The 26,467-nt window shown below is 68.8% G+C and carries 19 protein-coding genes; 5 read left to right on the forward strand and 14 right to left on the reverse strand.

Annotated elements, in window-relative coordinates; genetic code table 11:
* Positions 1–71: 71 nt before the first annotated feature.
* From B4E96_RS13005 to B4E96_RS13015, 3 genes are all read right to left on the reverse strand, one after another.
* Positions 72–968, reverse strand: coding sequence for an FAD binding domain-containing protein (locus tag B4E96_RS13005; RefSeq protein ID WP_102161712.1), 897 nt, complete (start codon positions 966–968; stop codon positions 72–74).
* Entirely contained in the window at positions 965–2,473 is a 1,509-nt protein-coding gene (locus tag B4E96_RS13010; RefSeq protein ID WP_286957939.1) for a uracil-xanthine permease family protein, read from the reverse strand. The genes B4E96_RS13005 and B4E96_RS13010 overlap by 4 nt, the downstream gene beginning before the upstream one ends.
* A 162-nt stretch (positions 2,474–2,635) precedes the next feature.
* Positions 2,636–4,336: a PucR family transcriptional regulator gene (locus B4E96_RS13015; RefSeq protein ID WP_286957940.1), complete on the reverse strand. Its 1,701-nt coding sequence runs from the start codon at positions 4,334–4,336 to the stop codon at positions 2,636–2,638.
* Positions 4,337–4,372: 36 nt separating this feature from the next.
* Between B4E96_RS13015 and B4E96_RS13020 the strand changes: the two genes are divergently transcribed.
* Together B4E96_RS13020 and B4E96_RS13025 are read left to right on the forward strand one after the other, a co-directional pair.
* A complete protein-coding gene (locus B4E96_RS13020; protein WP_286957942.1) occupies positions 4,373–5,380 on the forward strand; it encodes a DUF2877 domain-containing protein in 1,008 nt (335 codons plus the stop codon).
* Positions 5,364–8,396 carry a DUF1116 domain-containing protein gene (locus tag B4E96_RS13025; RefSeq protein ID WP_286957943.1) on the forward strand — a complete coding sequence of 1,011 codons (3,033 nt, stop codon included), beginning with the start codon at positions 5,364–5,366 and terminating at the stop codon, positions 8,394–8,396. Before B4E96_RS13020 ends, B4E96_RS13025 begins: the two co-directional genes overlap by 17 nt.
* A gap of 44 nt (positions 8,397–8,440) precedes the next feature.
* Here the strand turns inward: B4E96_RS13025 and B4E96_RS13030 are convergent, their stop codons facing one another.
* Genes B4E96_RS13030 through B4E96_RS13060 form a run of 7 tightly spaced genes read right to left on the reverse strand, consistent with a single transcriptional unit; the run spans position 8,441 to position 17,416 of the window.
* A complete protein-coding gene (locus B4E96_RS13030; RefSeq protein WP_286957944.1) occupies positions 8,441–9,616 on the reverse strand; it encodes an XdhC family protein in 1,176 nt (391 codons plus the stop codon).
* Positions 9,617–9,621: 5 nt separating this feature from the next.
* Positions 9,622–10,683, reverse strand: a complete 1,062-nt coding sequence (locus B4E96_RS13035) for a VWA domain-containing protein (RefSeq protein ID WP_286957945.1) — start codon at positions 10,681–10,683, stop codon at positions 9,622–9,624.
* A complete protein-coding gene (locus B4E96_RS13040; protein WP_286957946.1) occupies positions 10,680–11,591 on the reverse strand; it encodes an AAA family ATPase in 912 nt (303 codons plus the stop codon). The genes B4E96_RS13035 and B4E96_RS13040 overlap by 4 nt, the downstream gene beginning before the upstream one ends.
* Positions 11,588–12,253: a nucleotidyltransferase family protein gene (locus B4E96_RS13045; protein WP_286957948.1), complete on the reverse strand. Its 666-nt coding sequence runs from the start codon at positions 12,251–12,253 to the stop codon at positions 11,588–11,590. The genes B4E96_RS13040 and B4E96_RS13045 overlap by 4 nt, the downstream gene beginning before the upstream one ends.
* Before the next feature lie 34 nt (positions 12,254–12,287).
* Positions 12,288–13,244, reverse strand: a complete 957-nt coding sequence (locus B4E96_RS13050; RefSeq protein WP_286957954.1) for a carbamate kinase — start codon at positions 13,242–13,244, stop codon at positions 12,288–12,290.
* A gap of 2 nt (positions 13,245–13,246) precedes the next feature.
* Positions 13,247–15,259 (reverse strand): hydantoinase B/oxoprolinase family protein, encoded by a 2,013-nt coding sequence (locus tag B4E96_RS13055; protein ID WP_259855331.1) that lies wholly within the window; start codon positions 15,257–15,259, stop codon positions 13,247–13,249.
* A 30-nt stretch (positions 15,260–15,289) separates the two neighbouring features.
* A complete protein-coding gene (locus B4E96_RS13060) occupies positions 15,290–17,416 on the reverse strand; it encodes a hydantoinase/oxoprolinase family protein (protein WP_259797438.1) in 2,127 nt (708 codons plus the stop codon).
* Between the two features lie 222 nt (positions 17,417–17,638).
* Between B4E96_RS13060 and hrpB the strand changes: the two genes are divergently transcribed.
* From hrpB to B4E96_RS13075, 3 genes are all read left to right on the forward strand, one after another.
* The gene (gene hrpB / locus B4E96_RS13065; protein WP_286957949.1) at positions 17,639–20,221 is read left to right on the forward strand and encodes an ATP-dependent helicase HrpB; all 2,583 of its coding nucleotides are present in this window, start codon (positions 17,639–17,641) and stop codon (positions 20,219–20,221) included.
* A gap of 23 nt (positions 20,222–20,244) precedes the next feature.
* Complete coding sequence (locus B4E96_RS13070) at positions 20,245–21,183, forward strand: 3-methyladenine DNA glycosylase (protein ID WP_349680665.1); 939 nt, start codon at positions 20,245–20,247, stop codon at positions 21,181–21,183.
* Between the two features lie 189 nt (positions 21,184–21,372).
* On the forward strand, positions 21,373–22,134 hold the full coding sequence (locus B4E96_RS13075; protein ID WP_286957950.1) for a hypothetical protein: 762 nt from the start codon (positions 21,373–21,375) through the stop codon (positions 22,132–22,134).
* A gap of 98 nt (positions 22,135–22,232) precedes the next feature.
* Here B4E96_RS13075 and B4E96_RS13080 read toward each other — a convergent pair whose 3' ends face one another.
* The 4 genes from B4E96_RS13080 to B4E96_RS13095 all read right to left on the reverse strand — a co-directional run bounded on the left by B4E96_RS13080 (position 22,233) and on the right by B4E96_RS13095 (position 26,284).
* Positions 22,233–22,829 (reverse strand): CG0192-related protein, encoded by a 597-nt coding sequence (locus B4E96_RS13080; RefSeq protein ID WP_286957951.1) that lies wholly within the window; start codon positions 22,827–22,829, stop codon positions 22,233–22,235.
* Between the two features lie 48 nt (positions 22,830–22,877).
* Entirely contained in the window at positions 22,878–23,663 is a 786-nt protein-coding gene (gene thyX / locus B4E96_RS13085; RefSeq protein ID WP_259834742.1) for an FAD-dependent thymidylate synthase, read from the reverse strand.
* A 37-nt stretch (positions 23,664–23,700) separates the two neighbouring features.
* Positions 23,701–24,768, reverse strand: a complete 1,068-nt coding sequence (locus B4E96_RS13090; protein ID WP_286957952.1) for a lipoate--protein ligase family protein — start codon at positions 24,766–24,768, stop codon at positions 23,701–23,703.
* 118 nt (positions 24,769–24,886) lie between these two features.
* Positions 24,887–26,284: an MFS transporter gene (locus tag B4E96_RS13095; RefSeq protein ID WP_286957953.1), complete on the reverse strand. Its 1,398-nt coding sequence runs from the start codon at positions 26,282–26,284 to the stop codon at positions 24,887–24,889.
* Positions 26,285–26,467 lie beyond the last annotated feature (183 nt).

Here is a 26,467-nt window from a genome sequence, read left to right on the forward strand (position 1 = left end):
CCGATGTCTGTCATTTTCGTCGTTGCGGTCGCTGCCGCCACCTGCCGTCACCAGCCCGGTTGGCCTGCCCGTCACCTGTCCGGTTGGCCTGCCGTCGGCGGCTGCGGTGGCCGACAGCTGAGCTCGACGGCCAGTCTGCGGGCCATGACCTTGGTGATGTGGCGGCGGTAGTCGGCGGTGGCGTGGATGTCGCCGGCTGGGTCGATGGTTGCCTCGACCGCCTCGGTCACGGCCGCGCACAGGTCAGTGGTGGCCCTCAGCTCCATCCCGGTGACCCGCTCGCTCATGTCGAGAACCTCTGGCAGGTCGGTGACGGAGACGAAGGAGAGGCGGAGCCCGGTGATCGTGGATTCCTCGGCAGTCAGCGCCATGGCCACCCCGGCGAGAGCGTAGTCGCCTGAGCGACGGGCGAGTTCGGTGAAGCCGGTGCGGGTGCCGGGCGGGAACCGGTGGAAGTCGACATGGGTGATGAGCTCATCGGTTTCCAAGCAGGTCTCCAGCGGGCCGATGAAGAGCTCAGCTGCGTCGATCTGCCGGGACCCGGATGAAGAGACTGCATGGGCGGTGCCGCCGGTGAGGGCGAGGACGGCCGGCATCTCTCCGTTCGGATCGGCATGGGCGATCGAGCCGACGGTGGTGCCGCGATTGCGGATCGCCGGATGCGCGACATTGACCAGCGCCTGACGCAGGATCGGCAGCGCGGCATAGGCGTGGTCATCGGCTTCGAGTTCCGCGTGTGTGACCGCAGCGCCGACGCGCACGCAGGAATCTGTGACCTCGATGGAGCCCAGCTCGCTCAGCCTGGAGATGTCGATGAGGTGAGCGGGGGCGGCCAGGCGCATATTCAGCACCGGGATGAGGCTCTGGCCGCCTGCCAGCAGCTTCGCTTCGGCCCCGTGCTGGGTCAGCAGTTCGAGGCAGTGGTCGACCGATGCTGCGCGGTTGTAGGCGAAAGCCGCTGGCTTCATTCCCTGATGTCCTCCGGTCTGTGTGGATCGTGGTCGGCAGTCCGGCCGCCACGGCGTCGCCGGCCGTGGTCGTCCTCGAGACCGAGCTCTTCGAGATTGTGCAATCCGGGTTCGCCGACGGTGATGAGTGCGCCTCCTGCGCTGTCAGCCGCCTCCCGCAGCTCTGCGGGGGCGATGATCCGGCAGAAGTGGTACATCACCAGAACGACGATCGTACCCAATGCGATGCCGGCCAGGGTAAACGTCTCAGTCACTTTCAGTCCGATGTCGCCGATGGCGATGATGATGCCAGCGGCCACCGGGACCATGTTGAGCGGATTGGAGAAGTCGACCTTGTTCTCCGTCCAGATCTTGGCGCCGAGCAGGCCGATCATGCCGTAGAGCACGACGGTGATGCCGGCGAGCACGCCACCAGGCGCTGCGGAGATGAGTGCGCCGAACTTCGGTGAAAGGCCGAAGACGATCGCCACCAGCGCGGCAACGTAGTAGGCCGCCGTCGAGTAGACGCGGGTGGAGGCCATGACACCGATGTTCTCAGCGTAGGTCGTCGTCGGTGAGCCTCCGACCGAGGTGGCCACGGCGGTGGCGACACCGTCGGCTGTCAGCGCCCGGCCCATGTACTTGTCCAGCGGTGTCTTCGTCATCTCCTCCACAGCCTTGACGTGACCGACGTTCTCGGCGATGAGCGCGATGACGGCCGGGAGCATGAGGATGATGAAGGCGGCGTTGAACTCCGGCAGGTGCATGCCGACGACCCCTGCGGCGCTGTCGGTGACTGGCGGCAGACCGAACCATGGAGCGTCGAGGACGCCGGACCAGTCGACGCGCATATGGGTGTCGACCTCTCCGGTGGCGGCGTTGAAGGCCGTGATCGGACCGAAGGCCAAATCGAAGATCCAGGACAGCACATACCCGAAAGCCAGGCCGAGAAAGACGGCGATGCGGCCGAGGAATCCGCGCAGAGCCACCGACATGACGATGATGACGAACATGACGATGAAGGCGATCCACTGGTCCTGCGGCCAGTACACGTTCGCGACGACCGGGGCGAGGTTGAAGCCGATGAGCATGACGACCGCACCGGTGACCACCGGCGGCATGATCTTCGTCAGCACAGCAGCGCCCATGAAGTGGATGAAGATGCCGCAGGCGGCCAGGACGAAGCCGGCGATCATGATCGCGCCGGTCACCTGCTGGGGTGTGCCGCCTTGGGCGGTGACAGCCGCGACGCCGCCGACGAAAGCGGCGGAGGTGCCGAGATAGCTGGGGACCTTGCCGTTGACCATGAGCAGGAAGATGATGGTGGCGACACCGCTCATCATGACCGCCAGCTGGGGATTCAGGCCCATGACGACGGGAAAGACGAACGTTGCGCCGAACATCGCCACGACGTGCTGAACGCCGAGTCCGACCGTGCGCGGCCAGGTCAGGCGCTCATGAGGGGCTACCGCCTTGCCCGGTGCAGGACTCTTCCCGTCACCGTGCAGTGTCCATCCGAAACTCATTGCTCCCCCAACCAGTCGGCTTTCGAACTGTCATAGCCGTAACGGCATGTGTCAACCGTAGGGACACAACGAGGCGCGCGTCACGTCAAGTTATGCCAAACACCTCCGTGCTGGATTGGATAGTTTCGCCCGCCTCATTGCGATCTGTCGGTGGATCGCTCATCAGCGGTGTGTGCGCTTTCCGTCCGTGAGGTCCGTGAGGTACATCGCCTGCAGTGCCAGATGGATGGCCAGCCGCCGCCGCGCATCGGTCATGAAGGGCCCGAGGATTCGCTCGAGTTTGCTGATCCGGTAGCGCAGCGAGTTGTAGTGGAAGTGCATCTCACGGGCGGTCTCAGCGACGTTGAGGTTCTTGTCCAGCAGCACCCGCAGGGTCTCGCGCAGGTCGGCGGAGGAGGCGCTCCGGTCGGCGAGCACCCCGAGGGTGTCGGAGGTGAAGGCCCGCACTTCCTCCTCATCGTCGATGAGCGACAGCAGCCGGAAGACGCCGAGAGCATCGAAGTGGCTGATCGCCTGCTCGCCGTAGAGCCTGCGGCCGACCTCCACGGCCTTGCGCGCTTCCTGGTAGGCGGCCGGCAGAGCGTGGAGATCCGCCGCTGTGCGACTGATGCCGGTGGAGAAGGTCAGCCGGCCGCCACCGCCGACGCCGTGCACGTCGCCGACCCAACGTTCGACGCGGGCGGTGGTGCGTTCGACGGATTCCTCTGCTGTCACACCGGCGATGACAGTGACCTCATCCCCTGCCCCGACGACCACCGCCTCGGCGTCGCCCTGAGTGACCGCCGAGGTCCAGGCGCGGGCGAAGCGCTCCTGCAGGGACTGCTTCTCCATCGTCTCGATGGGCTCGCCGGTGTCGTCGTACTCGGCGACGACGACCACGAGCTCACGGTCCAAGTCCCAGCCCAGCGAGGTCGCATGCGACAGGATCCGGTCGGCTGCCACGATGCGGCCGCGCAGCACATCGTGGACGAAGTCAGCCTTGTACTTGCTCTCAACAGCCGAGATCGCGTGCATCTTCGTGAGCACGAGGGCGGCGGCTGCAGAGGCCTGGTCGACGACGTGCTGCTGGCTGTAGCTCATCGGATGGTCGGTGAAGAGGACGAGGCGGCCGAGGTCGCGGGTCCCGCCGCGGATCCGCACCGCCAGACTGCAGATCCCGTTGGCCTTCTGCACCTCACCGACCCGGGTCTGCTCGACCCGGAAACGGCCGGCGACATCGAAGCAGGTCAGCTGCTGGAGCTCTGCCAGCGGCAGCTGCCCGGCCACCGCGGTCACCCGGCCGTCCATCGTCGTCACGGCGACAGTGCCTTTGACATGACTGGCGATGCGACTGCAGACCTCATCGAGCTCTCCGCCGGTGACGACGATGGTGACGAGCTCGTGAAGGATCTGCTCGGCCTGCTGCAGGTCCTGTTCACGACGGGCGAGCACCGTGCCGAGCACCTCGTGGATGATCTCGTCGAAGCCGACCCCGTGGGGCAGCAGCAGGATCGGCAGTCCTGCGGAATCCGCTGCGGTGAGCACCTCGCCGGGGATCTCATGGAGATAGCGGCCGGGTTTGACGCCGACGCCTGCCAGCTGGCGGTCGGCGAACTGGCGCACGAGCTCACCGAGGTCGATCTGCTGCCCCTGCAGCGGGTAGCCGGTGGTGATGAGCAGCTCCTGGGCACGCACCCACGGCAGGATGTCGGGGACTTCCATGACGTTGACGCGAGAGACGATGCGTTCGAGACCGTCGGCGCCGGCCAGCACGCGGGTGCCGGAGAGGGAGGGCAGGTCGAGGACGTCGCGAACGGTGACATCACCCCCGCTGACTGGCAGATTCTGCCGAGTCAGAGATTCATGATTATCGGCATTTGCCATGTCCCCCACCCTAGCAGTCAGCCCTACGCTTGTGAGATGCACGTCATATCCGCGGATCCGGTTGTCGTGCCAGCGGCGAAGTCCCCTGTGACGCCGCCGCTGGCCGCACCTGGGCGTGCATGGACGGTCACCGGTGTCCATGCGGCTGGCCTGTACCTCACAGCGCCCGCCGACGTCACGGCACCCACCGACGTCACGGCACCCACCGACGTCACAGTGCCTTCCGGGCAGCGCACGCTCGTCATCCCGGTGATCGGGTTGGGTGCCTACGATCTGCCGACGGCCATCCGCGCGCATGTTCCAGCCGATGTCCTCACCACCGGCGTGAGGACCGGCGATCGCGTCGCGGCCGAACCTGACCGGCTGCTGCTGCCGGCAGCTCAGCTGCACATCAGGCGCATGTGGCGACCGCAGCGCATCAGCGGGGTCCCCGGTCTGGGCATCGGCCGATGGCACCCCGATGAGCATTCGGCCGAACACCGTGGGAGGGCACTCGATCCAGGTGCCGTCCGTGCCGTGCTGCAGCCGGGGATCGCCGATGCTGAGGCCAGCGCTGAGGACATCGTTGCGACCGCGCTGAGCTGCAGCCGGGGCGCTGCGTCTGGCTGCGGCCGGGGCGACGAAGCTCTCGCTGAGCGCGTCGCGGCGCTGATCGGCCGCGGTCCCGGACTCACCCCCTCGGGCGATGATGTGCTCTCCGGCATCGCGCTGGCCCTGCGCTGGCAGTCAGCGTGGTGCGCACTCGCCCAGCTGCGGGCAGCGCTCACACCACAGCTGGCCACCACAACGGCGATCTCCGCCTCACTGCTCGAAGCAGCCCTCGACGGCTGGTGCACGACAGTGGTGACCAGGGCGCTGGGCGCCGCCCAAGCAGGTGACTTTCCCGCCTTCGCCGCACATCTCGGTGCGATCGGGCACACGTCCGGCTACGACCTCGGCGCCGGTGTCGTGGCGACATGCCGCGCGCTTTCCCAACCCTCATCTCACTCCGCCGGTGGAACGCCGGACCCGACAGAAGGAGAAGACTGTGCTGTCTCACGTTGACATCCGATCCGGTGTCTACTTCGACTCCGTCAGCCTCATGCAGGCCTCTGCCCGCGTGAAGGACCTCGACGGCGTCTCCGACGCGCTCATCGGGATGGGCACGGAGCTCAACCTCGACCTCATGCGCAGCCTCGACTTCGACATCGACCCAGCGGTGAGCCCGAACGACCTCGTCATCGCTCTGCGGTGTGCTGACGCAGAGGTGCTGAAGGCCGCGTTGACCGAACTCGACGTGCAGCTGGCTGCCCTGCGCTCCACCGGCGGCGAGCTCAGCACCGGTGGCGAGAGCCCGGCGCTGACCGTGGGCTCGGCGGCGCGGAGAACCGAGGCGAACCTCGCTCTCATCTCCGTGCCCGGTGAGCACGCGACGACAGAGGCACTTGATGCGATCGCCGCCGGGTGTTCGGTCATGCTGTTCTCTGACAATGTGCCTGTCGAGTCCGAGGTGCTGCTCAAGGATGCAGCGGCCACAGCAGACGTCATCGTCATGGGCCCTGACTGCGGCACAGCGGTCGTCGCCCAGGCTGCGCTCGGCTTCGCCAATCGGGTGCCGCCGGGCCGGTTCGGCATCGTCGCAGCCTCCGGCACCGGCGCCCAGCAGGTCATGACGCTGCTCAGCGCCGCTGGCGAGGGTGTCAGTCATGTGCTGGGCACCGGCGGCAGGGACATGAGCGCGGCGGTCGGCGGCCGGTCGACGAAGCAGGCGCTGCGGGCGCTGGCGGCTGATGAAGCCACCGAGCACGTCATCATCGTCTCGAAGCCAGCCGATGCCGGTGTCGTCGATGAGGTCGCAGCGCTGGCCGGTGAGCTCGGCGTCGGGGTGACGTGGGCGGTGCTCGGCTCAGGCCGGCCGGATCTGACAGCCGCGGTCGAGGCGGCGCTGCGCGCTGCCGGCGGGGTGGCACCTGAGTGGCCGTCGTGGCTGCCGGAGACCTCGGAGCAGCAGGCTGCGGGCGGGGATCTGCGCGGCTACTTCTGCGGCGGCACTTTGGCTGATGAGGCGATGCTCATCGCCTGCCACGCGCTCGGGCCGGTGCCCTCGAACATCCCACTTGCTGGGGCTGAGCAGCTCAGCGGCGGCAGAGTGCCGGAGAGCGGGTCGTTCGTCATCGACTTCGGTGATGACGAGATGACCGCAGGGCGTGCCCATCCGATGATCGACCCGAGCCTGCGACTCGACGCCCTTGAGCGCACCGGCGCCGGCGCTGGCGTCGTGCTGCTCGACCTCGTGCTCGGCTACGGCGCCCACGCAGCACCGGTCGAGCCACTGGCCGCAACGATCGAACGGGTGCGCGCACGTGCGCAGGAGGAGCACGGCCACCGGCTGCCGGTCGTCGTCTCCCTCGTCGGCACCGAGGAGGATCCGCAGGGACTCTCCGCCAGTGTCGAGGCGCTCACCGCAGCCGGTGCCGAGGTGTTCGCCTCGAATGCTGCCGCGACGCGCCGAGCCCTGGCCCACCTCGGGCACGCTGCATCCCCGGATGCCGCGCTGAGGCCTGAGTCCGGCGTGCAGACCGACGCGCAGGCCCGCGTGCAGACCGACGCGCAGGCCCGCGTGCAGACCGGCGCGCAGGCCGGCGTGCAGACCGGCGCGTCGACCACGGCTGCTGATGGCGCGCCGCTGCGCGGTCTCCTGGAGGCCGAGCCGGTCGTGGTGACGGCCGGGCTGTCGCTGTTCGCCCAGGAGCTGCAGGCGCAGGCGGTCGCCGTCACCGAGGTCGATTGGCGGCCCGCGCTCGGCAGCGCTGCCGCGGTGCAGGCGGTCATGGCCGATCCGCGCCGCGCCGACGCCAACCGCACGGCGATCGAGCGGATGCTCGCCGCAGGTGCCGAGCTCGTCGCCGTCCGTCCGGCCCGCGAGTGCCTGGGCCTGGCTGACACCGAGTTCCTCCACGCCGGTCCCCCGCTGGCCTGGGAGGACGCCTCGGGACCGATGCGCGGCGCCCTGGCTGGGGCTGTCGTGTTCGAAGGGCTCGTCGACACGCTTGAGGAGGCCGAGGAGGGGTTGGCCTCTGGCCGGTTCACGTTCGCGCCGTGCCACAGTCGGGAAGCCGTCGGGCCGATGGCCGGCGTCGTGAGCCCATCGATGTGGATGATGGAGCTGCATGACCCGGTGCACGGCAATCGCGCCTACTGCTCCCTCAACGAAGGGCTCGGCAAGGTGCTGCGCTATGGCGCCAACGGCGAGGAGGTGCTCACGCGGCTGCGTTGGATGCGCGATGTGCTCGGGCCCGTCCTGGCCGAGGCGCTGGAGAGCAGCGGCCCGCTCGACACGAAGGCCTATGTCTCGCAGATGCTGCAGTCCGGCGATGAGGGCCACAACCGCAACCGCACCGGCACGCTGCTGTTCCTGCGCGACATCATGCCGCATCTCTTCGCACAGGACTGGCCGCAGGAGGACCTCGCCGAGGTGGTGCGCTTCCTCGGCGCCAACGACTACTTCGCCCTCAACATCGTCATGCCCACCTGCAAGCTCGCCTGTGCGGCTGCGAAGAACGTCCCCGGTTCCTCGCTCGTCGTGACGATGGCGCGCAACGGCACCGAGTTCGGCATCCAGCTCTCCGGCACCGGGGATGCGTGGTTCACCGGGCCGGCGCAGATGCCCGAGGGTCTGTTCCTCGGCTCGTTCGGACCGGAGGATGCAAACCCGGACATCGGCGATTCGGCGATCACAGAGACCGCTGGCATCGGCGGCTTCGCGATGGCCGCGGCTCCGGCGATCGTCCGGCTCGTCGGCGCCGATGTCGCCTTCGCACTTGAGACGACGCAGAAGATGTATGAGATCACCCTCGGTGAGCATCCTGCCCACCAGATCCCCATCCTCGAGTTCCGCGGTGTGCCAACCGGCATCGACGCCGCAGCCGTGGTCCGGACCGGAGTGCTGCCGCAGATCAACACCGGCATGGCCGGCCGGGTCGCCGGTGTCGGGCAGGTGGGCGCCGGCCTCGTGAATCCACCCGAGGAGGCGTTCGTGACGGCGATGGCGGCCCTCGCCGAGGCGGCAGAGCGCCGGTGAGCACGGGCTGAGCGGCCGGCTGAGCCTTGGGGTCGGCCGGCCGCTCAGGAGTGGATTGGGCCGGTGGTGTCGCGCAGCGGCGCACCGCTGGCCTGCCACCGCTCCCGGGTGATCTCAGCGAGGATCGAGATCGCGGTCGTCTCCGGGGTGCGAGCGCCGAGGTCGAGGCCGATGGGCGCATAGAGCCGGTCGATGAGCTCTTCTGGCAGTCCGGCATCGCGCAGCGCTGCGATGCGCCGATCGTTCGTGCGCCTGCTGCCCATCGCCCCGACGTAGGCCGCCGGGCAGCCGAGGGCGACCTGCAGCAGCGGCACGTCGAACTTCAGATCGTGGGTGAGCACGGCGATCGCGGTGCTCTCTTCGACCCGGCCGGCATTGAGCTCGGCCTGCAGGTAGCGGTGCGGCCAGGACACGACGACCTCATCGGCTTCCGGAAAGCGCGCGGGTGTGGCGAAGACAGACCGGGCATCGCAGACGGTGACGTGGTAGCCGACGAGCTTCGCTGCCGCCGCGAGCGCACGCGCATAGTCGATGGCTCCGAAGATGAGCATCCGCGGCTTGCGCGAGAAGGCGCTGATGAGCACGGCAGTGTCGCTGTCGAGGCGTTCGCCGTGCTCGCCGTACTCGCGGATCTGGGTCGTTCCGGCGGCTAACAGCCCAACGGCGCTGTCGACGACGGAGTAGTCGAGCTGTCCGTCGCCGAGCGAGCCGGTCACGGTCGGGGCATCCGCCTCAGGCACGGTGATCGCCAGCCAGCGGCCAGCCGGCGGGGCGAGCACGTATTCCATCCCTGTCGGCTCGCCGAGATCGTCGGTGGCCAGCGGAATCCGGGTGAGCAGGGCCGCCGGCTCATCGAGGAGGATCTGCCGGCATGTGGCCGCCAGCGGCTCGGTGTCGGCAGGATCGGCCGGATCGACGCGACGGATGAGGACGTCGAGCCGGCCGCCGCAGGCCAGGCCGACGGCGAAGGCCTCGTCATCGGAGACGCCGTAGCGGCCCAGCCGCGGCTGGCCGTCGTCGATGGTGAGCTGGGCGGCGGCGTGCACGGCCCCTTCGACGCATCCGCCGGACAGCGACCCGATGGCCCGTCCCGAGGCGGTGACCGCCATCGCGGTCCCGGCCGGGCGGGGTGCTGAGGACCACGTGCGGATGATCGTGCACACAGCGAAGGGCTCGTCACCGGTGAGCAGGTCGAGGATATCGGAGGCGATGTCGCGCATGCCGCTCACCCCGCGACGGCTGCGGCGAGCCGGAAGTAGTCGGCGATGGTGGTGCCGGGCAGCAGCGCGTCGACGTGCGGGCGGATCGCGCGGATGCCGCGGATCTCAGGCTGCCAGCCGGTTCGCCCGGCCCGCGGGTTGACCCACAGGAACCGTGTGCACAAACGGCTGGCACGGACTGCGGCTGCGGTGAGTTCCTCGGTATCGCCGTCTTCCCATCCGTCGGACATGACGATGAGGGTGGCCCCGCGCAGCCTGCCGGCGTGCCGGTCGAGGAGCTGCTGGAGGGTCTCACCGAGCCGGGTGCCGCCGCCGAGGTCGGGGATCTGTCCGCTGCGGGCACCGGGCCGGATGGTGCGCACGCCTGCGGTGATATCGGTCAGTTCGGTGCCGGCGGTGAAGACGCTGACATGGCGGCCTGATTCAGCTGCCGCCGCGGCGAAGGCCAACAGTGCTGCGTGGAAGGGCTGCATGCTTGCCGAGACGTCGAGGACGATGACGATCGGGCGGGGCACCTCGCGGCGCTCCTGTCCCGGCAGGCTCGTGATCTCCCCGGTGGTGAGCAGTTCGCGCAGGGCTTGCCGCAGGTGCAGGCGGTCGGCGCGCCCGCGCCGGTAGCGCGGCCGGCGGCGCTGCGGTGGGCTCAGGCGCAGCCGGGCGAGCTGCGCGCGAACGTCGACGGCATCGGACTCCAGCAGTTCGGCGATGTCGGTCTCGCGCAGCACTGCGGCCTTCGAGGCTGCGGCTGCCTGCGGTTCGGGGTCGCCGGTATCGGTGTCATCATCACCGGGCAGCGCGTCAGGCACCTCGACCTCGACCTCGATGTCCGGCGGGGACGCGGTGGCTGGGTGGCGTGAGAAGAAGCGCTCGAAGTGGACGCTGAAGTCCGCCCACTGCTCGGCCGACGTGCACCAGGCGGCGCGGGTGACGGTGTAGACGTGACGCCGTTCGATCGTGCCGAGTGCGCCGAGTCCGGCGACGGCGGTGTGCAGCCGGCCGGGGTCGGCGGGATATCCGTGGCGGGCGAGGCTGCGCGCGAAGTCGGTGAGCACTGCGGTCATCGTCATGACGGTCTCCGCGGTGGTGCCCCGCCGATGATCGGCCCGTGGGCGCGGACCTGTTCGGCGTCCTCGGCGTCCTTGATGAGCGCCCCGAGGGTCGCGTGAGCAGCCGCGGCGTCGAGGTCGACGGCGCCGAGTGCCATGAGCGAGCGCAGCCAGTCGATCGCCTCGGCAGTGCCCGGCGGCCGATTGAGGGCCATCTGCCGGACCGCGCGCACATAGTCACTGGTCGCAGCCACAAGCGCTTCGTTCGCCTCGGACACGTGGAGGGCGAGGATCTGCCGTTCGGCTTCCCGGTCGGGGAAGTCGAACCAGTGGTAGAGGCAGCGGCGGCGCAGCGCATCGTGGATCTCGCGGGTGCGGTTGGAGGTGATGACGACCAGCGGCGGCTGGGCGGTCTCGATGCGGCCGAGTTCGGGGATCGACAGCGCCCATTCGGAGAGCACTTCGAGCAGGAGTGCTTCGAACTCGTCATCGGCTCGGTCGATCTCGTCGATGAGCAGCACCGCCCGCTGCCCCTCGGCCGAGGCGGTGAGTGCAGCCAGGATCGGGCGAGTGAGGAGGAAGCGCTCGGAGTACAGCTGGGCTTCGAGCTTCCCGGCTTCGGCCGTTTCGGCGGCATGGGCGGCCTCCAGGGTGCGCAGGTAGAGGATCTGGGAGCGGAAGTCCCAGTCGTAGAGCGCCTGGGCGGCGTCGATGCCCTCGTAGCACTGCAACCGGAACAGCTGCCCGCCGTGGACGGCGGCCAGCGCGTGCGCCAGCGCCGTCTTGCCGACTCCGGGCGGGCCCTCGCACAGCAGCGGCCGGTCGAGCCTGCCGGACAGCCACGCGATCGTCGCCAGCGCATCATCGGCCCGGTAGCCGTGGTCCATGAGCGCCTCCCTCAGCTGCTGCCAGTCTGCAGGTGACGTCATCGGCTCTCCTCCCGTGCGCGTGCGTCGGGCAGCAGCTCCGGCAGCTCCAGGCCGGCGGCCTCCAGCTGCCCGGGAGTGTCGATATCGACGCCGGCGCACAGGTGCCTGCAGTCGACTTCGCGCACCGCTCCCGAGGCGAAGACCGCCTTCGCGCCGGAGTCCCCAGCGGCCGTGTCGATGACCTGCTGCCAGTGCTGCGATCCGATGACGACAGGATGGCCGGGACGCTCGCCGAACATCGCCCGCACGAGGCTCGTCTCGATGCTCTGCACGCGGGCAGCGGCGATGACGGCCTCGATGGCGGCCGCGGTGATGTCGGGGACGTCGGCGAGCAGGATGACGACAGCGCGGATACGCTCGTCGGCAGATGCATCGGCAACAGCGCGCAGCCCCGCTCGCAGCGAGGCCGACAGGCCGTCCTGCCAGTCCGGGGCGTGGGTGGCCCGGGCCCCTGCCGGCACTCCGGCGGCGACCGCCTCGGCGGCGGCACCGGTGACGACGACGATCTCGGAGAGCCCAGCGGCCGTCAGCTGGTCGCACAGGCTGGCCACGACCGGCTTCCCGCAGGCGGTGCGCAGCAGACCCTTGGGCACACCGAGGCGCGAACCGGCACCGGCGGCAAGCACAATGCCGGCGATGTCGCTGTTGGGTGCGTGCCTCACGATCCCTCCTTGAGCCTGGCGGTCTGTCTCCAGTCTAGGAGCTGGCTGCTCCCCTGGCGGCGGCTGGTGTGACCCGCGTGCCGGTTCTCCCGGCGATGGCCGCCGGCACGGCGGCAAGCGCGGTGATGATGCCGACGCCGCGGCCGGAGGCGGCGAAGTCGACGACTGCTTCGACCTTCGGGCCCATCGACCCGGAGGCGAAGTGCCCGGCATCGGCGAGCCGCTGCATCTGCTCAACGGTGATCTCACCGATCGGCTGTTCGTCCTCGGTGCCGTAGCCGATGATCGCGTGCTCGACGTCGGTGGCGATGACGAGCCGGTCGACGTCGAGGTCGGCGGCCAGCCGGGCGGCGGAGAGGTCCTTGTCGATGACAGCCTCGACGCCGTTCCAGCCCGATCCATCAGCCACCACCGGGATGCCGCCTCCGCCGGCGGCCACGACCACCCACCCGGCGGCGACGAGCGTGGCGATCGTCGGGGTCTCCAGGATCTCCAGCGGCCGCGGGGAGGGCACAACGCGCCGCCAGCCGCGGGCCCCGAAGTCCTTCCACATCTGCCCGTGCCGGCTCATCTGCTCGGCATGGGCGGCATCCCGGTAGGTGCCGATCGGCTTGACCGGGTCGGCGAAGGCCGGGTCGTCGCCGTCGACTCGCGTGCGGGTGACGACGGCGGCGACCTGCCGGTGCATGCCCCGGGTGGTGAGCTCCTGTTCGAGCCGGTTGACGATAGTGAACCCGATCGTCCCCTGGGTCTGTGCGCCGCACCAGTCGAGCGACACCGGCGGCAGCTCTGCGGCGGCGAGTTCGTTCTTGCGCAGGATGTTGCCGACCTGCGGGCCGTTGCCGTGGGTGATGATGACCTCGTGGCCGTCGGCCAACAGCTCGGCGATGTGCCCGCAGGCCTGCGCGATCGCCGCCCGCTGGTCATCCGGTGAGGATGAGCCGTCGGGGGCGGTCATCGCATTGCCACCGAGGGCGATGAGCACGCGCATGCTCAAAGCCAGTCGACAGCGGGTGCGTCGCTGCCGTCGCCGGCCAAGCGCGCGTACCCGGGTCCGCGGTCGAAGAACGGCTCCTCACCGGTGCGCTCGTCGCGCATCTGCTGGCGCAGCTGCGTCGAGGCCGCCGTGTCGACGGTGACCTCACCGTCGTCGACGCTGGCGATGACGCCGTAGTCGCTGCGGGCCCCGTCGATGCTGACCTTGCCCCACCGCAGGTCGCGTTCGACCTCGTCGAGGGGACGGTCGAGCGGGTCGCCCCAGCCGCCGCCTCCGGTGGTGCGGATGCGGATCGTCTCACCTGCCCGGACCGGTTCGGCATCAGCGAGCGCGTCGATCTCGCGTTCGTTCGGCCCGCCGGGGTCGATGGTGACCTGGAACGGCCGGCCGGCCTTGCCGCCCTTGACGCCCCAGCAAGCGAGGATCGACCGGTCGGCGATCGACATGAAGTGCGCGTCCTTGAGCATATGGATGTGCTTCTCGTAGCCCAGCCCACCGCGGTAGCGTCCGGCGCCGCCGGAGTCGACGGCGAGTCCGAGCCGCTCGACGCGGAAGGGGAACCGGGATTCGGTGAATTCGGTGGGCAGGTTCCGGGAGTCGGGCACGACGTGGATGGTGTCCTCACCGTCGGCGTAGTAGCGGCCGCCCGAGCCGCCGCCGAGCACCTCGCGCATGAGGTAGTCGTTGCCGTCGCGGTCCTTGCCGTACACACCGGTGTAGCGGATCGTCTCCTGGTCTGCCGGCATCTTCCCGTCGACAGCCTTCGCGACGACCCCGGCGAGCACGCCGAGCAGCCGCAGGATGACGAAGGTGCGGGCGTTCGTCGGACCCGGGTAGATCGGGGTCAGCAGGGTGCCCTTCTCCGGGAAGCGCATCTCGATGAGCGGGACGATGCCCTCGTTGACGTCGAGCTCGCCCATCCGTTCCGGGGAGTCGGCGAGGTTGCGCAGGATCGGGGCGAGCCATTTTTTGAGGAAGTTCCCGCCGACGTAGTCGCCGCAGTGGTTGATCGGTCCTCTCGCCTGAGCGGCGGTGCCAGTGAAGTCGAGGATGAGCCTCGGGCCATCGCCCGGCCCACCCGTCGAGGTCTTCGTCAGGGTGATCCGCTGGGTGTGCAGCTTCGGGTCCTCGACACCGTCGTGCTCGGCGTAGTCTTCCCACACGTACTGGCCGTCGGGGATCTTCGACAGGATCTCCCGGCGGTACAGCTCGGTGGTGTTGTCGAGGATCGTGTCGAAGGCCGCTTCGATGGTGTCACGGCCATAGCGGGAGAAGAGCTCCCCGAGCCGGCGCGCACCCATGAGGCAGGCCGAGCATTCGGCGTCGAGGTCAGCGGCCAGCGAATCGGGCATGCGGGAGTTGCGGGTCATGATCCGCAGGGCAGCGCGGTTGGGCTCACCGCGGGACCACAGCTTGATCGGCGGGACGGCGAGTCCCTCTTCGTGCACGCTCGTCGCACCCGAGGGCATCGAGCCGGGGCAGGCACCGCCGATGTCGTCATGGTGGCCGAAGGCCTGCACGAAGCACACCACCTCGCCGTCGTGGAAGACCGGCACGGTCACGCACAGGTCGGGCAGGTGGCCGATGCCGCCTTCGGATTCGTAGACATCGTTGTGGAAGAAGACATCGCCTTCCTCCATCGTGTCGAGCGGGAAGTCGCGCACGATCGGGTGGACGAGCGCGGAGTAGGACCGGCCGGTGAGCTTGCGCAGCTGCCGGTCGTGGATGCCGGCGCGGAAGTCGTGGGCGTCGCGGATCATCGGCGAGCGCGAGGTCCGCGAGATCGCGGTCTCGACTTCCATCTCAACACTGGCGAGGGTGCCTTCGACGATTTCGACGATGATCGGATCGACGGTGGTGCCCTCCGGGGTGAGGCGTCCGCCGTGCTCATAGGGCCGGGGCAGACCGGCCGGGTTGATCGGCTCGGCGGCGATGTAGGCCTCGAGCTGCTCACCGGTCAGCGGAGTGGTCGAGAGCATCGAGCCGGAATCAGTGGGGGTTGTCGTCATATCTGGTCTCCTTCTGGTTTCGGCGCGGGCTCAGGACTGGTCGGCGGATGAGCTGCGGGTGATGACGAGGTTGCCGGCGTCATCGACGCGGACGGTGAAGCCGGGATGCACGGGCACGGTCGAACCGAACTCCTCGATGATCGCCGGACCCGAGATGACATCTCCGGAAAGCAGCTCAGGTCGCCAGTAGACGTCGGCGGTGACGTAGCCGTCGTCTGCGTCGAAGCACACCTGACGCTGGCTGGCCAGCGCCCTGTCGTGAAGCGGCTGGGCGGCAGAGGCCTCCCCAAGCTTGGCGAGCTCTGGCCGCTGGATCGGGCCGATGCCGGAGACGCGCAGGTTGACCCATTCGACGAACTGGTCGCCATCGCCCTTGAAGTCGTAGCCGTAGAGGCGGCGGTGCTCAGTGTGGAAGGCGTCGGTGACCTCATCGGCCCACTCACGGGTGATCTCCCCGGCCGGTGCCGGCACGCGGACTTCGAAGGCCTGGCCGAAGTAGCGCAGGTCAGCCGACCGGTCGTAGCGGTGGTCGGCGGCGGCGAAGCCTTCGGCGTCGAGTGCAGCTGCCGCACGATCCTGCAGAGCGGTGAAGATGCTGTCGATGGTGCCGAGGTCGAGTCCTTCGTCCTTGGCGACATGCGTCTGCACGTAGTCGTTCTTGACGTCGACGGTCAGCAGCCCGAACGCAGAGACGTTGCCGGGGTTGAGCGGGACGATGACGCCTGCGAGGTCGAGGATGTCGACGAGCCGGCAGGCCAGCAGCGAACCGGAGCCGCCGAAGGAGGCGAGCATGAAGTCACGGACGTCGAGGCCGCGCTTGACGGAGATCTGACGCAGCGCATTCGCCTGGTTCCAGGCGGAGATCTCCAAGATGCCGGTCGCGCACTTCTCAACGCTGAGCCCGAGGCGACCGGCGAGTTCTTCGATGCCGGTGCGGGCGGCCTCGACGTCGAGTGGGATCTCGCCGCCGAGGAGGTGGGGCGGAATGCGACCGAGCAGCAGGTGGGCGTCCGTGATCGTCGGTTCGGTGCCGCCCTGGCCGTAGCAGATCGGTCCCGGATCGGCGCCAGCCGACTGCGGGCCGACCTTGAGCTGACCCTCTTCGGTCGTCCAGGCGATCGAACCGCCGCCGGCACCGACGGTGACAACGTCGATCATTGGGATCTTCGACGGGTAGACACCCACCGACCCCTCGGTTGTGAGCGCCGGTTCGCCGTCGATGATGACGGTGACGTCGGTGGAGGTGCCGCCGCCGTCACAGGTGAGGACTTTGGAGAACCCGGCTTCCTGGGCGATGAGGCCGGCGCCGAGGGCGCCTGCCGCCGGCCCGGACAGCACGGTGGTGATCGGCTGGTGGACGACCTCGTCGGCGGAGAGCACACCGCCGTTGGACTTCATGATGTAGAACGGGATCGGCTCACGGTCGCCGTGCTCGGCGCCGGTGAACTGATCGAGGCGCTCATGGATGTTGGCGACGTAGCGGGAGACCTTCGGCTTGACAGAAGCATCGACGAGGGTGGTCATCGAGCGCTCGTATTCGCGGTACTCCCGCAGCACCTCGGAGCTCAGCGACACGATCGCCTCGGGGTGGACTTCGGTGAGGATCTCACGCATCCGCTGCTCGTGGGCCGGGTTGGCGTAGGCGTGCAGGAAGTTGACGCCCAGGACGTTGATGCCGGCGTCGCGGAACCAAGCGGCGACAGCCCTGGCGCCGTCCTCGTCGAACGGGCGGACCTCGGTGCCTTCGAAGTCGAGACGGCCGCCGACGGTCTTGACGCGGTCGGCGGTGACGATGCGTTCGGGCTTGACCCAGAAGTAGGAGTTTCCGTAGCCGTCGGGCACGGCCTGACGGGCGATCTCGAGGACGAACTCATAGCCTTCGGTGGTGATGAAGCCCATCGTCTCCAGCTTGCCCTCCAGCAGCTGGTTCGTCGCCACCGTCGTGCCGTGGGAGACAGCGGCGACGTCGCTGCCGGTGGCGCCGAGTTCGGCGAGGACCTTCTCGATGCCGTTGATGAACCCGTCAGCGGGGTTGGCTGGGGTCGACGGGGTCTTCGTCGTCGTCAGCGTGCCGGTGTCCTCGTTGAACGCGACGACGTCGGTGAATGTGCCGCCGGTATCGATCCCGATGCGGATCCGTGCGCTGCCTTGAGTCATTCTCACCCCTGCTTCTCGTGTGCCGACGCGCCTTCGCGTCTGGCAGAACTTCACTGCTATGAACAAGCATGCGCGGCGGCTGTTCCGAATCACTCGGCAGACAGTGACAAAAAGTGAGCTGCCTCATTGGCAGGATTCTGGAGGCCCGGGCACTGCCAGTCTCCGCAGCCTCACTGCCGGCCTCCCCGGCTTTGCAACCGGACGATCCGTTAGGTTGAAGCCGTGCACTCCTTCGACCTCGACGCCATCGCCTCCCGCCTGCCGGCGTCTGCGCTCATCCCTCAGCTGGGCGAACGTCACGCCGGTTCGACTGCCGGTCTGCGGGCGGTCATCACCGCACCGCCGGGCACCGGCAAGACCACTGTCGTGCCGCCGGCACTGTCCCAGCTGCTGCCGGCCGGGCGGATCATCGTCACCCAGCCGCGCCGGATGGCCGCCCGGGCGGCTGCCCGCCGGCTCGCGCGGCTGAGCGGCACCCGCCTCGGCGAGGCGGTCGGCTATACGGTCCGCGAGGATGCGCAGGTCTCCCGGTCCACCCGCATCGAGTTCGTCACCACCGGCGTGCTGCTGCGCCGGATGCTCACCGACCCCGGGCTTGAGGGTGTCACCGCGATCGTGCTCGACGAGGTCCACGAACGCCACCTCGACTCCGATCTCGCCGCCGCCCTCGCGGTTGATGCCACCGGCCTGCGCGCGGACCTGACGCTGGTGGCGATGTCAGCGACCTTGGAAGCCGAGCGGTGGGCTGAGCTCATCGGCGGCCCGGTCCTCAACGTCACCTCGTCACTGCACCCGGTTGAGATCCGCTGCCAGTCCGGCCCCGGCCGGCCCATCGATGCCCGCGGAATCACCCGCGAGTTCCTCACCCACATGGCAGACCTCGTCGAGTCCGCTCTCCGCACCGAGGCCTCCGGCGATGCGCTCGTATTCATGCCGGCCATCCGCGACGTCGAAGCCCTGGCTTCGCTGCTGCGCGGCCGTGTGCCCGTCGATGTCCGGGTGCTCACCGGCTCCACCCCTGCTGCGGAGCAGGACGCGATCCTCACCCCGCGCAGGGACACGGAGACCTCCCGCCGGGTCGTCGTCTCCACCTCGGTCGCGGAGTCAGCGCTGACGGTGCCCGGTGTGCGGATCGTGGTCGACTCGTGCCTGGCTCGGGTGCCGCACTTCGACACCGGCCGCGGGTTCGCTGGCCTTGCCACCGTGCGCGCTTCGAAGGCCGCCTGCACCCAGCGAGCCGGACGCGCCGGCCGCCTCGGGCCCGGCCTGGCCGTCCGCGCACTGAGCGAAGCCGACTGTGCCGCGCTGCCAGCCCACACCCCGCCGGAGGTCCGCACCGCCGATCTCACCTCCGCTGTCCTCGACCTGGCCTGCTGGGGCGCGCCGTTCGGTCGCGGCCTGAAACTGCCCGACCCGCTGCCGGATCGCCCGGCCGCCCAGGCTGCTGAGACGCTGCGGCTGCTCGGCGCGCTCGACGACACCGGAGCCGCGACAGCCCGCGGCCGGCAGCTCGCCCGGATTCCCACCGACCCGCGCATGGCCCGCGGCCTGCTCGACGGCGCAGCATTCATCGGCACCGCGGCCGCCGCCGAGGTGGTCGCCGCCCTGGCCTCGGACCTGCGCTGCCCGGGTGCCGACGCGGTTGCCGCCGTGAGGCAGCTGCGCCGCGCGGCCCCGCGCACCTACACCCGGGAGACCGCCCGGCTCACCCGGATCCTGGCCGAGACCACCAGAGAAGACACCGGCGAGGACGCAGAAACCGGCGCGATCGCCTCGGGTCCGGTGCCGCTCGACGAGGCGGTGGCCACCGTCATCGCGCTGGCCTATCCTGACCGGATCGCCCGGTTGCGGCCCGGCAGCGAAGACGAGTACCTGCTCGCCTCCGGCACCGGCGCCACCCTGCCGCTCGAGGCCCGGATCTGCGGCCACGAATGGCTCGCCGTTGCCGAGGTGTCCCTCGCCGGCCAGCGCGCCCTCATCCGAGCGGCCGCCCCGCTCGACCGGGAGACTGCCGAGTTGCTCGCCGCCGACCTCTACGTCACCGAGACGGCCACGCGCTTCGACGGCCGGAAGCTCTCAGCCCGGCGCATCGAGCGCCTCGGGGCGATCGAGCTGTCGGCGACTCCGGTGAAGGCAGACCCGGATGCCGGCGCCGAGGCGGTGGCCGCGTTCATCCGCGAGCGCGGGCTACGCGCGGTGATCGGTGAGAATCCCGGGTTCGCGCAGCTGCGCGGGCGGCTCGGGCTGCTGCATGCCGTGTTCGGCGCACCCTGGCCCGATGTCCGTTTCGCTGCTCTTGAGTCCGGGCTCGCAGAATGGTGCCATGGCGAGCTGACCCGGGTGGCGGCCGGTGCCTCGGCGACGGGAATCGACTGGGCGTCTGCGCTGCGCAGTCTGCTGCCGTGGCCAGAAGCCGGCCGGTTCGACGAGCTGGCCCCGGAACGCGTCGAGGTGCCCAGCGGCTCCACGGTGCGGCTGCGGTATCGGGCACCGGAGGACCACGGTGACAACGACGCGGGCCCTGCCGGTGTCGAGATCGCCGCTCCGGTGCTGGCGGTCAAGCTGCAGGAGTGCTTCGGCTGGCAGGCGAGTCCGGTCATCTGCGACCGACAAGTGCCAGTGCTTATGCACCTGCTCTCCCCTGCCGGCCGGCCGCTGGCGGTCACCGCCGATCTCGCCTCATTCTGGCAGCAGGGCTACCCGGGCGTGCGGGCAGAGAACCGCGGCCGCTACATCAAGCATCCCTGGCCGGAGGATCCGCTCACCGCCCCACCTGCCCGCGGCACCAAGCGCTCTGGCCGCTGAGCGTCTGCGACAATGGGCATGCGATGCACATCCACACCACCCCTGCCCCGGCCTCTGGCTCGGCTGCGACTGGCGCACCTGAGACGGTCATCGACACTGCCGCCTGGAAGGCTGCCGCCGCCGAGCTCGCCGCCGCCGTCGAGGAGCGGATGGGCGCCCATCTGGCGCGCCGGGCCCGCGGCGAGAAGCACCCAGTCGAAGACTTCCTCTTCACCTACTATCCCTTCACGCCTGCGCAGGTGGCCCGCTACCAGCCCGGCGCCGGGATCGGGCTCGCCGTCCCCGAGGCGGCAGATCGTGAGCAGTTCGCCCGCCGCTGGTGGGCGGTGACCGGTGACATCGCCTTCGTCGACGTCACAGCTTGGCGGGCCGACCGGGGTGAGGGCGCGCAGTTCATCGCGAACCTGCTGGCGGCAACCCTGGATCGGGAGGCGCAGCTGGGCTGCTTCGGGTTGCACGAATGGGCGATGGTCTACCGGCAGTCAGCTGATGAACACCGGCATGGGCAGGTGCCGCTGCGGCTGAGCCAGGCGGAGACCGACAGGGTCGTCGAATCCCATCGCATCCAGTGTTCGCATTTCGATGCGTTCCGGTTCTTCACCCCGGCCGCCCGGCCGCTGAACACGCTCACGCCGAAGCGGAAGACGATGGTGTCGATGGAGCAGCCGGGCTGTCTGCACGCCGGGATGGATCTGTACAAGTGGGCGATGAAGCTCGTGCCGATCGTGCCCTCGCAGGTGATCGTCGCTGCGTTCGATCTGGCCCGCGATATCCGGACGCTCGACATGGAGGCCAGCCCGTATGACGTGCGGGCCTGGGGCTGTGGGGTCGTGGCGATCGAGACGGCGGCGGGCAAGGCTGAGTACATGCGCCGGCAGCAGGCTTTCAGCCAGCGCGCCCAGCTGCTGCGCCGCGAGCTGCTCGATGCGCTGGCTGTCGCAGGCATCGAACCGCGCAGCTGACGCTGCCTGCGGACACGCGCTGGTTCCCGGGATTCGCGTGAGCAGCCGCTGTCGTCCCTCATCTGCGCCCTGGCCGGGCGCATGCCGGGACACCTGCACCCGATGACGTGAAACCCGTTACATCTCCTGGTCAGACGACTATGCTGGTGTCAGTGGAGGCACCAAGTCTCCTTGACGGAGGGACATCTCATGGACAATCAGACCTTGCTCCTCATCATCGCCGCAGTCATCGGCGTCATCATCATCATTGCGATCGTCGCCGCACTGATGAAGGCGTCGAAGAAGAAGGAAGAACAGAAGCGGATCGCGGAGGAGCGCCGCCGCGAACAGCAGCGTCGTGAGGCCGAGCAGCTCCGCGAGGAGAACAAGCAGCACGACATCGACGTCCGTCAGCGTGAGCTCGATGTCGAGAACCGCCGCCTTGAAGCTGAGAAGGCCCGCCTGGAGGCCGACCGCAAGGAAAGCACCATCAACCGCGAAGAGGAGCAGCTGGCTGCCGAGCGCGAGGAGCTCAAGCGCCGCGAGGCCAAGGCCAATGAGCTCGATCCCGATTTCGATGAGAAGTCCGGAAAGCGCTCAACTGCCGGTGCGGCTGGTGCCGCAGGCGCCGGTGCTGCCGGTGCCACTGGCGCTGCCCACCGTGACCACCATGGTCATGATGGCCGCCACCACGACGGACTCGGCCGCGACGAGCGCACTCCGGACGGGCTCGGTCATGATGACCGGGATCGCGAAGGATTCGGCCGTGACGAGCTAGGCCGCGACGGCCACCGTCAGCACGATGATCACGCCGCACCGCGTGCGCACGAGCACGATGCTCGCGCACAGGGACAGGAGTTCGATCCGCGTGCGCAGGGCCATGATCACGGCCAGGGACTCGACCCGCAGGGCCGGGACTTCCAGGAGCCGCGCTTCGACGAGAACGGCAACGAGATTCCGCCGCGTCACTGAGGCGCAGCAGGCCTGACTGACAACGACAGCGAGCGCGTGAGAGATGCTCTCACGCGCCCGCTGTCTGTTATGCGAGGGCTCAGTTCAATTAATTATCCTCAGACCAGCCGCATGAGCTCGACCGGCTCGGACTGCCCATCCCACGTCGCCACGAGCATGCCGGGTGCGGTCTCGGCACCGGCGAGCTGGTCGGCTTCTAAGAGGCGGGTGACCTTGAGGTCGGCTTCCTCGACGGCCTCGATCGCGGCGTCCCAGCCGGTGCCGCGAGCGTCGGCGATGTCGGTGCGCGGACCGGGGTTGTCGCCATCGACGATGATCTCCTCGACCGAGGTGCCCGCCTCGGCGATGGTGCGGCGAGCCTGCTCGACGAACACCGGATCGGCCACCGCGTCGTAGACCCAGCGCTTGCCGAGCACCGAGTGCTCCATCGTCGTGATGAGTGCGTCCTCGGCGCCCTCCAGCGGGGCACCGCGATAGGTGACGGGCACTTGGTAGATCGGCCCGTCGGCATCGTCGGCGGCGCGCACGAGGTGCATCTCGATGCCGACCTCGCCGGCCGGATCGTCGAACCGGTAGCTCGTCACGACCTCCAGCGGCACCTCGGCGTCGAGGCCGGACCACTCCTGGCTCGGCAGCCAGGTCTGGACGAGTTCGAGCTTGCCGGGTGAGAGTTCTGCGTCGTACAGCTGTGCCATGACGGCTCCTTGTCTCTGGTCAGCGGGTGATCAATGAGTCGGAATCGGTCAGGCCTTGCGGGTGCCCGGCAGCCAGGCGCCGTCTTCGACGGAGTAGTCGGCGAAGATCGCCGGCGCCTCGGCCTGCATGATCTCAGCGATCTTGCCGAACACCAGCCGGATCTCCTCCTCGGCGCCAGGCGCGGTGCGCATCTCGACGACGTGGCGCAGGGAGCGCAGGTTCGCGGTGTAGACGATGCCGGTGCCCAGGCCTTCGGGTGCGAAGCGGCGCATGAACGAGGTCATGTGCTTCTTGTGCGCGAACTTCGTGCCCTCTTCATCGAGCTTGAAGTGCTCGCTCATCCACTTCTGGTGCTCCTCGAGCGTGTCGAGCACGGCCAGGCAGCGCTCCATGAGCTCCTCGTCCTCGCGCGCCCACTCGGGGAACCAGAAGGGGATCTCCTCCAGGCGCACATAGCGCAGCGACTCCTGCGAGTACGCGCAGCCGGCGCGGTGCCGGATGAGCTCGTGCGTGAGCACGCGGGAGACGTTGTGCAGCACGAAGGTGTAGTTGGCGTGTTCGAGCACCGAACCGTGCTGAGAGGAGATGACGTTGCCGAGGTATTGGGCCGAGTCCGTGCGCACGCGCCCGACATTGGGGTTGAGTCCCGGCTCCCAGGAGCGGTAGCACATGCGGCCGGAGAACTCGACGAGATCCTCGCCATCAGGGCTGTCGGCGTCTGCGACGCGCTCAGACCAGGAGCTGCCGCCGACGTCGGCGAGGTAGGTGTTGATCGCCTCCCAGTCGATCTGGGGGCGGGCGATGAGCGTGGCGGAGGGTTCGACGTGGCGCACGGTGCTCCTTCGGTGACGTGGCGGGCTTGGGGTCAGTCTACGGCACCCGATGCGTCCACTTCTCGGTGCCGAACTTGGTCTGAACGAGCTCTTCGGCGCGGGCGAGTTCAGCCTCGGTGACGGTGTCGCGTTCGGCACCGTACATGCTGGTGAACGTTTCGATCATGGTCTCGATGATGTGCTCGCGGCTCGACCCGGTCTGACGCCTGAGCGGGTCGACGCGCTTCTTGGCGCTGCGCACGCCCTTGTCCGACATCTTCGCCTCGCCGATGCGCAGCACTTCGACCATCTTGTCGGCATCGATGTCGTAGCTCATCGTCGCGTGGTGCAGTACCGTTCCCGAGGTGAGGCGCCGCTGGGCGGCTCCACCGATCTTGCCGCCGGTGGAGGTGATGTCGTTGATCGGCTGGTACCAGGCGTCGACGCCTTCGCGGGCGAGCGCAGCGATGACCCAGCGGTCGAGAAACGCGTAGGACTCGGCGTAGTCGAGTCCGGCGATGAGGGTGTCGGGGACGTACATCGAGTACGTCACGCAGTTGCCTCCCTCCATGAACATCGCTCCCCCGCCGGAGATCCGCCGCACGACGTCGATGTCGTGGCGTTCGACACCCTCGGGGCGCAGCTCGTTGACATAGGACTGAAAGGAGCCGATGACGGTGGCCCTGTCCTCCCATTCCCAGAACCGCAGGGTCGGCTGCCGGTTGCCGGCGTCGACCTCGGTGAGCAGCACTTCGTCGAGGGCGACGTTGATGCGGCTGGGCAGGACGGGGCCGTGGATGACCTTCCAGTCGAAGTCGGTGAAGTTCGCCGCCTGGGTCAGGGCCCGGCGGACGACGGTGGCGATGTCGCCGGTGGAGAACCCGTGCAGCTGCAGGGAATCACCGAACGCGGCGAGCGCAGCATCGAGTCGGGCGATGAGTTCGTCGCGGGTCGCGGAGACCGGTGCGCCGGTCAGGGCCGGGCCGATGGAGAAGTAGGCGTCTTCGGGCTCGAGGAAGAAGTCCCCGGAGACCTTCGCGGCGGTGATCGCCTGACCGTCGGTGTCGATGTCGGCGACGACGAGTTTGCCGCCGACGACCTTGTGCTCTGCGTGGAAGCTGCTCATACTTCCACGCTATCGCGCTTCGGCCGCCTCCTGCTGTGGCGCCGGCCACAGCCGAGACGGAACGCACCTCGGGCACGGGGCCCACGCCTCGGAAACGGAACCCGCGCCTCGGGACCGGTCAGCCGACCTCACGGCCAGTGGTCTCGTGGGCGAAGATAGCCATGACCGTCACGGCGACGACGGCGAGCGCACCGGTGAGGACGAACGTCCAGGTCAGGCCGAGCAGCGGCCACATGATGGAGCCGAAGATCATCGGGGCGATGCCGGTGGCCACCCGGGAGGCCGAGGACGCCCAGCCGAAGCCGGAGCCACGCAGGCGGGTGGGGTAGAGCTCGGAGACGTAGGTGTACAGCGCCGGGACAGCCATCTGGATGAAGAAGCCGAAGGCGAGGATGCTGACCTTGGCGAGCAGGTTGAGCTCTGCACCGGATTGGCCCAGCGCGATGGCGAAGACGACGAGGGCCGCTGCGGCCACCAGCGAGGTGGTCCCGAGCATCCACTTGCGTCCGGTGGTCTCGATGAGCACGACAGAGACGATGACACCGAGGATGCCGATCGCGGTCATCTGGCCGGTGACGAGGAAGGCGGCCTGGTCGCCCAGACCCTGTTCGCGCAGGATCTTCGGCAGCCAGGTCAGGGCCGCGTAGTACAGCAGCAGCACGGAGACGAACAGCAGCCAGGCGGTGATGGTGACGCGGGCGGAGTAGCGCCACAGTTCGGCGATCTGGCCCGAGGCAGCCGAGAGCGATTCACCCAGGCCCTTGCGCGGGGGCAGCGGTTCGATGGCGTCGTGACGCCATTCAGTGACCGGGCTGCCTGTGCGCTCGATGAGGCGGGTGAGCACTGCGTCGGCTTCGTCCTGGCGGCCGGCGGCCATGAGGTACTTGGGCGATTCGGGGATGAAGAGGCGCACAAAGACGATGAGCAGGGCCGGAAGCACCATGACGAGCATGATGTGGCGCCAGTCGCCGAAGTCGAGGATCCAGGCGGAGACGAAGGCGCACAGGGTCACGCCGATCGGCCACCAGCCGTCCATCGCGGTGAGCACGCGGCCGCGGTGCTTGCGTGGCGTGAACTCGCCGACGAGGGCGTAGTCGACCGGGATCGCACCGCCCAGGCCGAAGCCGGCGAGGAAGCGGAAGGCGAGGAACAGGCCGATGTTCGGAGCGAAGGCTCCGGCGATGGTGAACAGGGAGAAGAACAGCAGGGTCAGTGTGAAAACGCGCTTGCGGCCGATGCGGTCGGCGATGCCGCCCCACACGACGGCGCCGAGGGCCATGCCGATGAGGTTGGCGGTGGCGATCCAGGCGGCCTGGCCGATGGTGAGGTTCCAGTGGTCGGACAGCAGAGGGATGAGGAAGCCGTTGAGGGCGACGTCCCAGGCATCGAACATGAAGCCCAGGCCGCCGATGATGAAGATGGCACCCTGCGTGTGCCACTTCCACGGCAGAGTGGCGAGGACTTCGTCAGCTGTCGGCGCCTCCGAGGCGGTGGCGCGGTCATGGGTGATCGGCATGAGGCGCATCGTACTCTTTTGCACATGTCTGAGCAAAAGGAGAGGTGAGCGAGGTGGAGGGGAGGTGGGCGAGGGGCAGGGTGGGGTGGCGGGTGGAGTGAGAGCTGGGCCGGAATGAGGCCCGGGACCCGGCCGCAGCTGCCACGCGGCGGGCTCGACCGAAAAGTCAGTAAAGCTATTCAT

The organism is Brevibacterium sp. UBA7493, assembly GCF_002479565.1.
GTDB lineage: Bacteria > Actinomycetota > Actinomycetes > Actinomycetales > Brevibacteriaceae > Brevibacterium > Brevibacterium luteolum.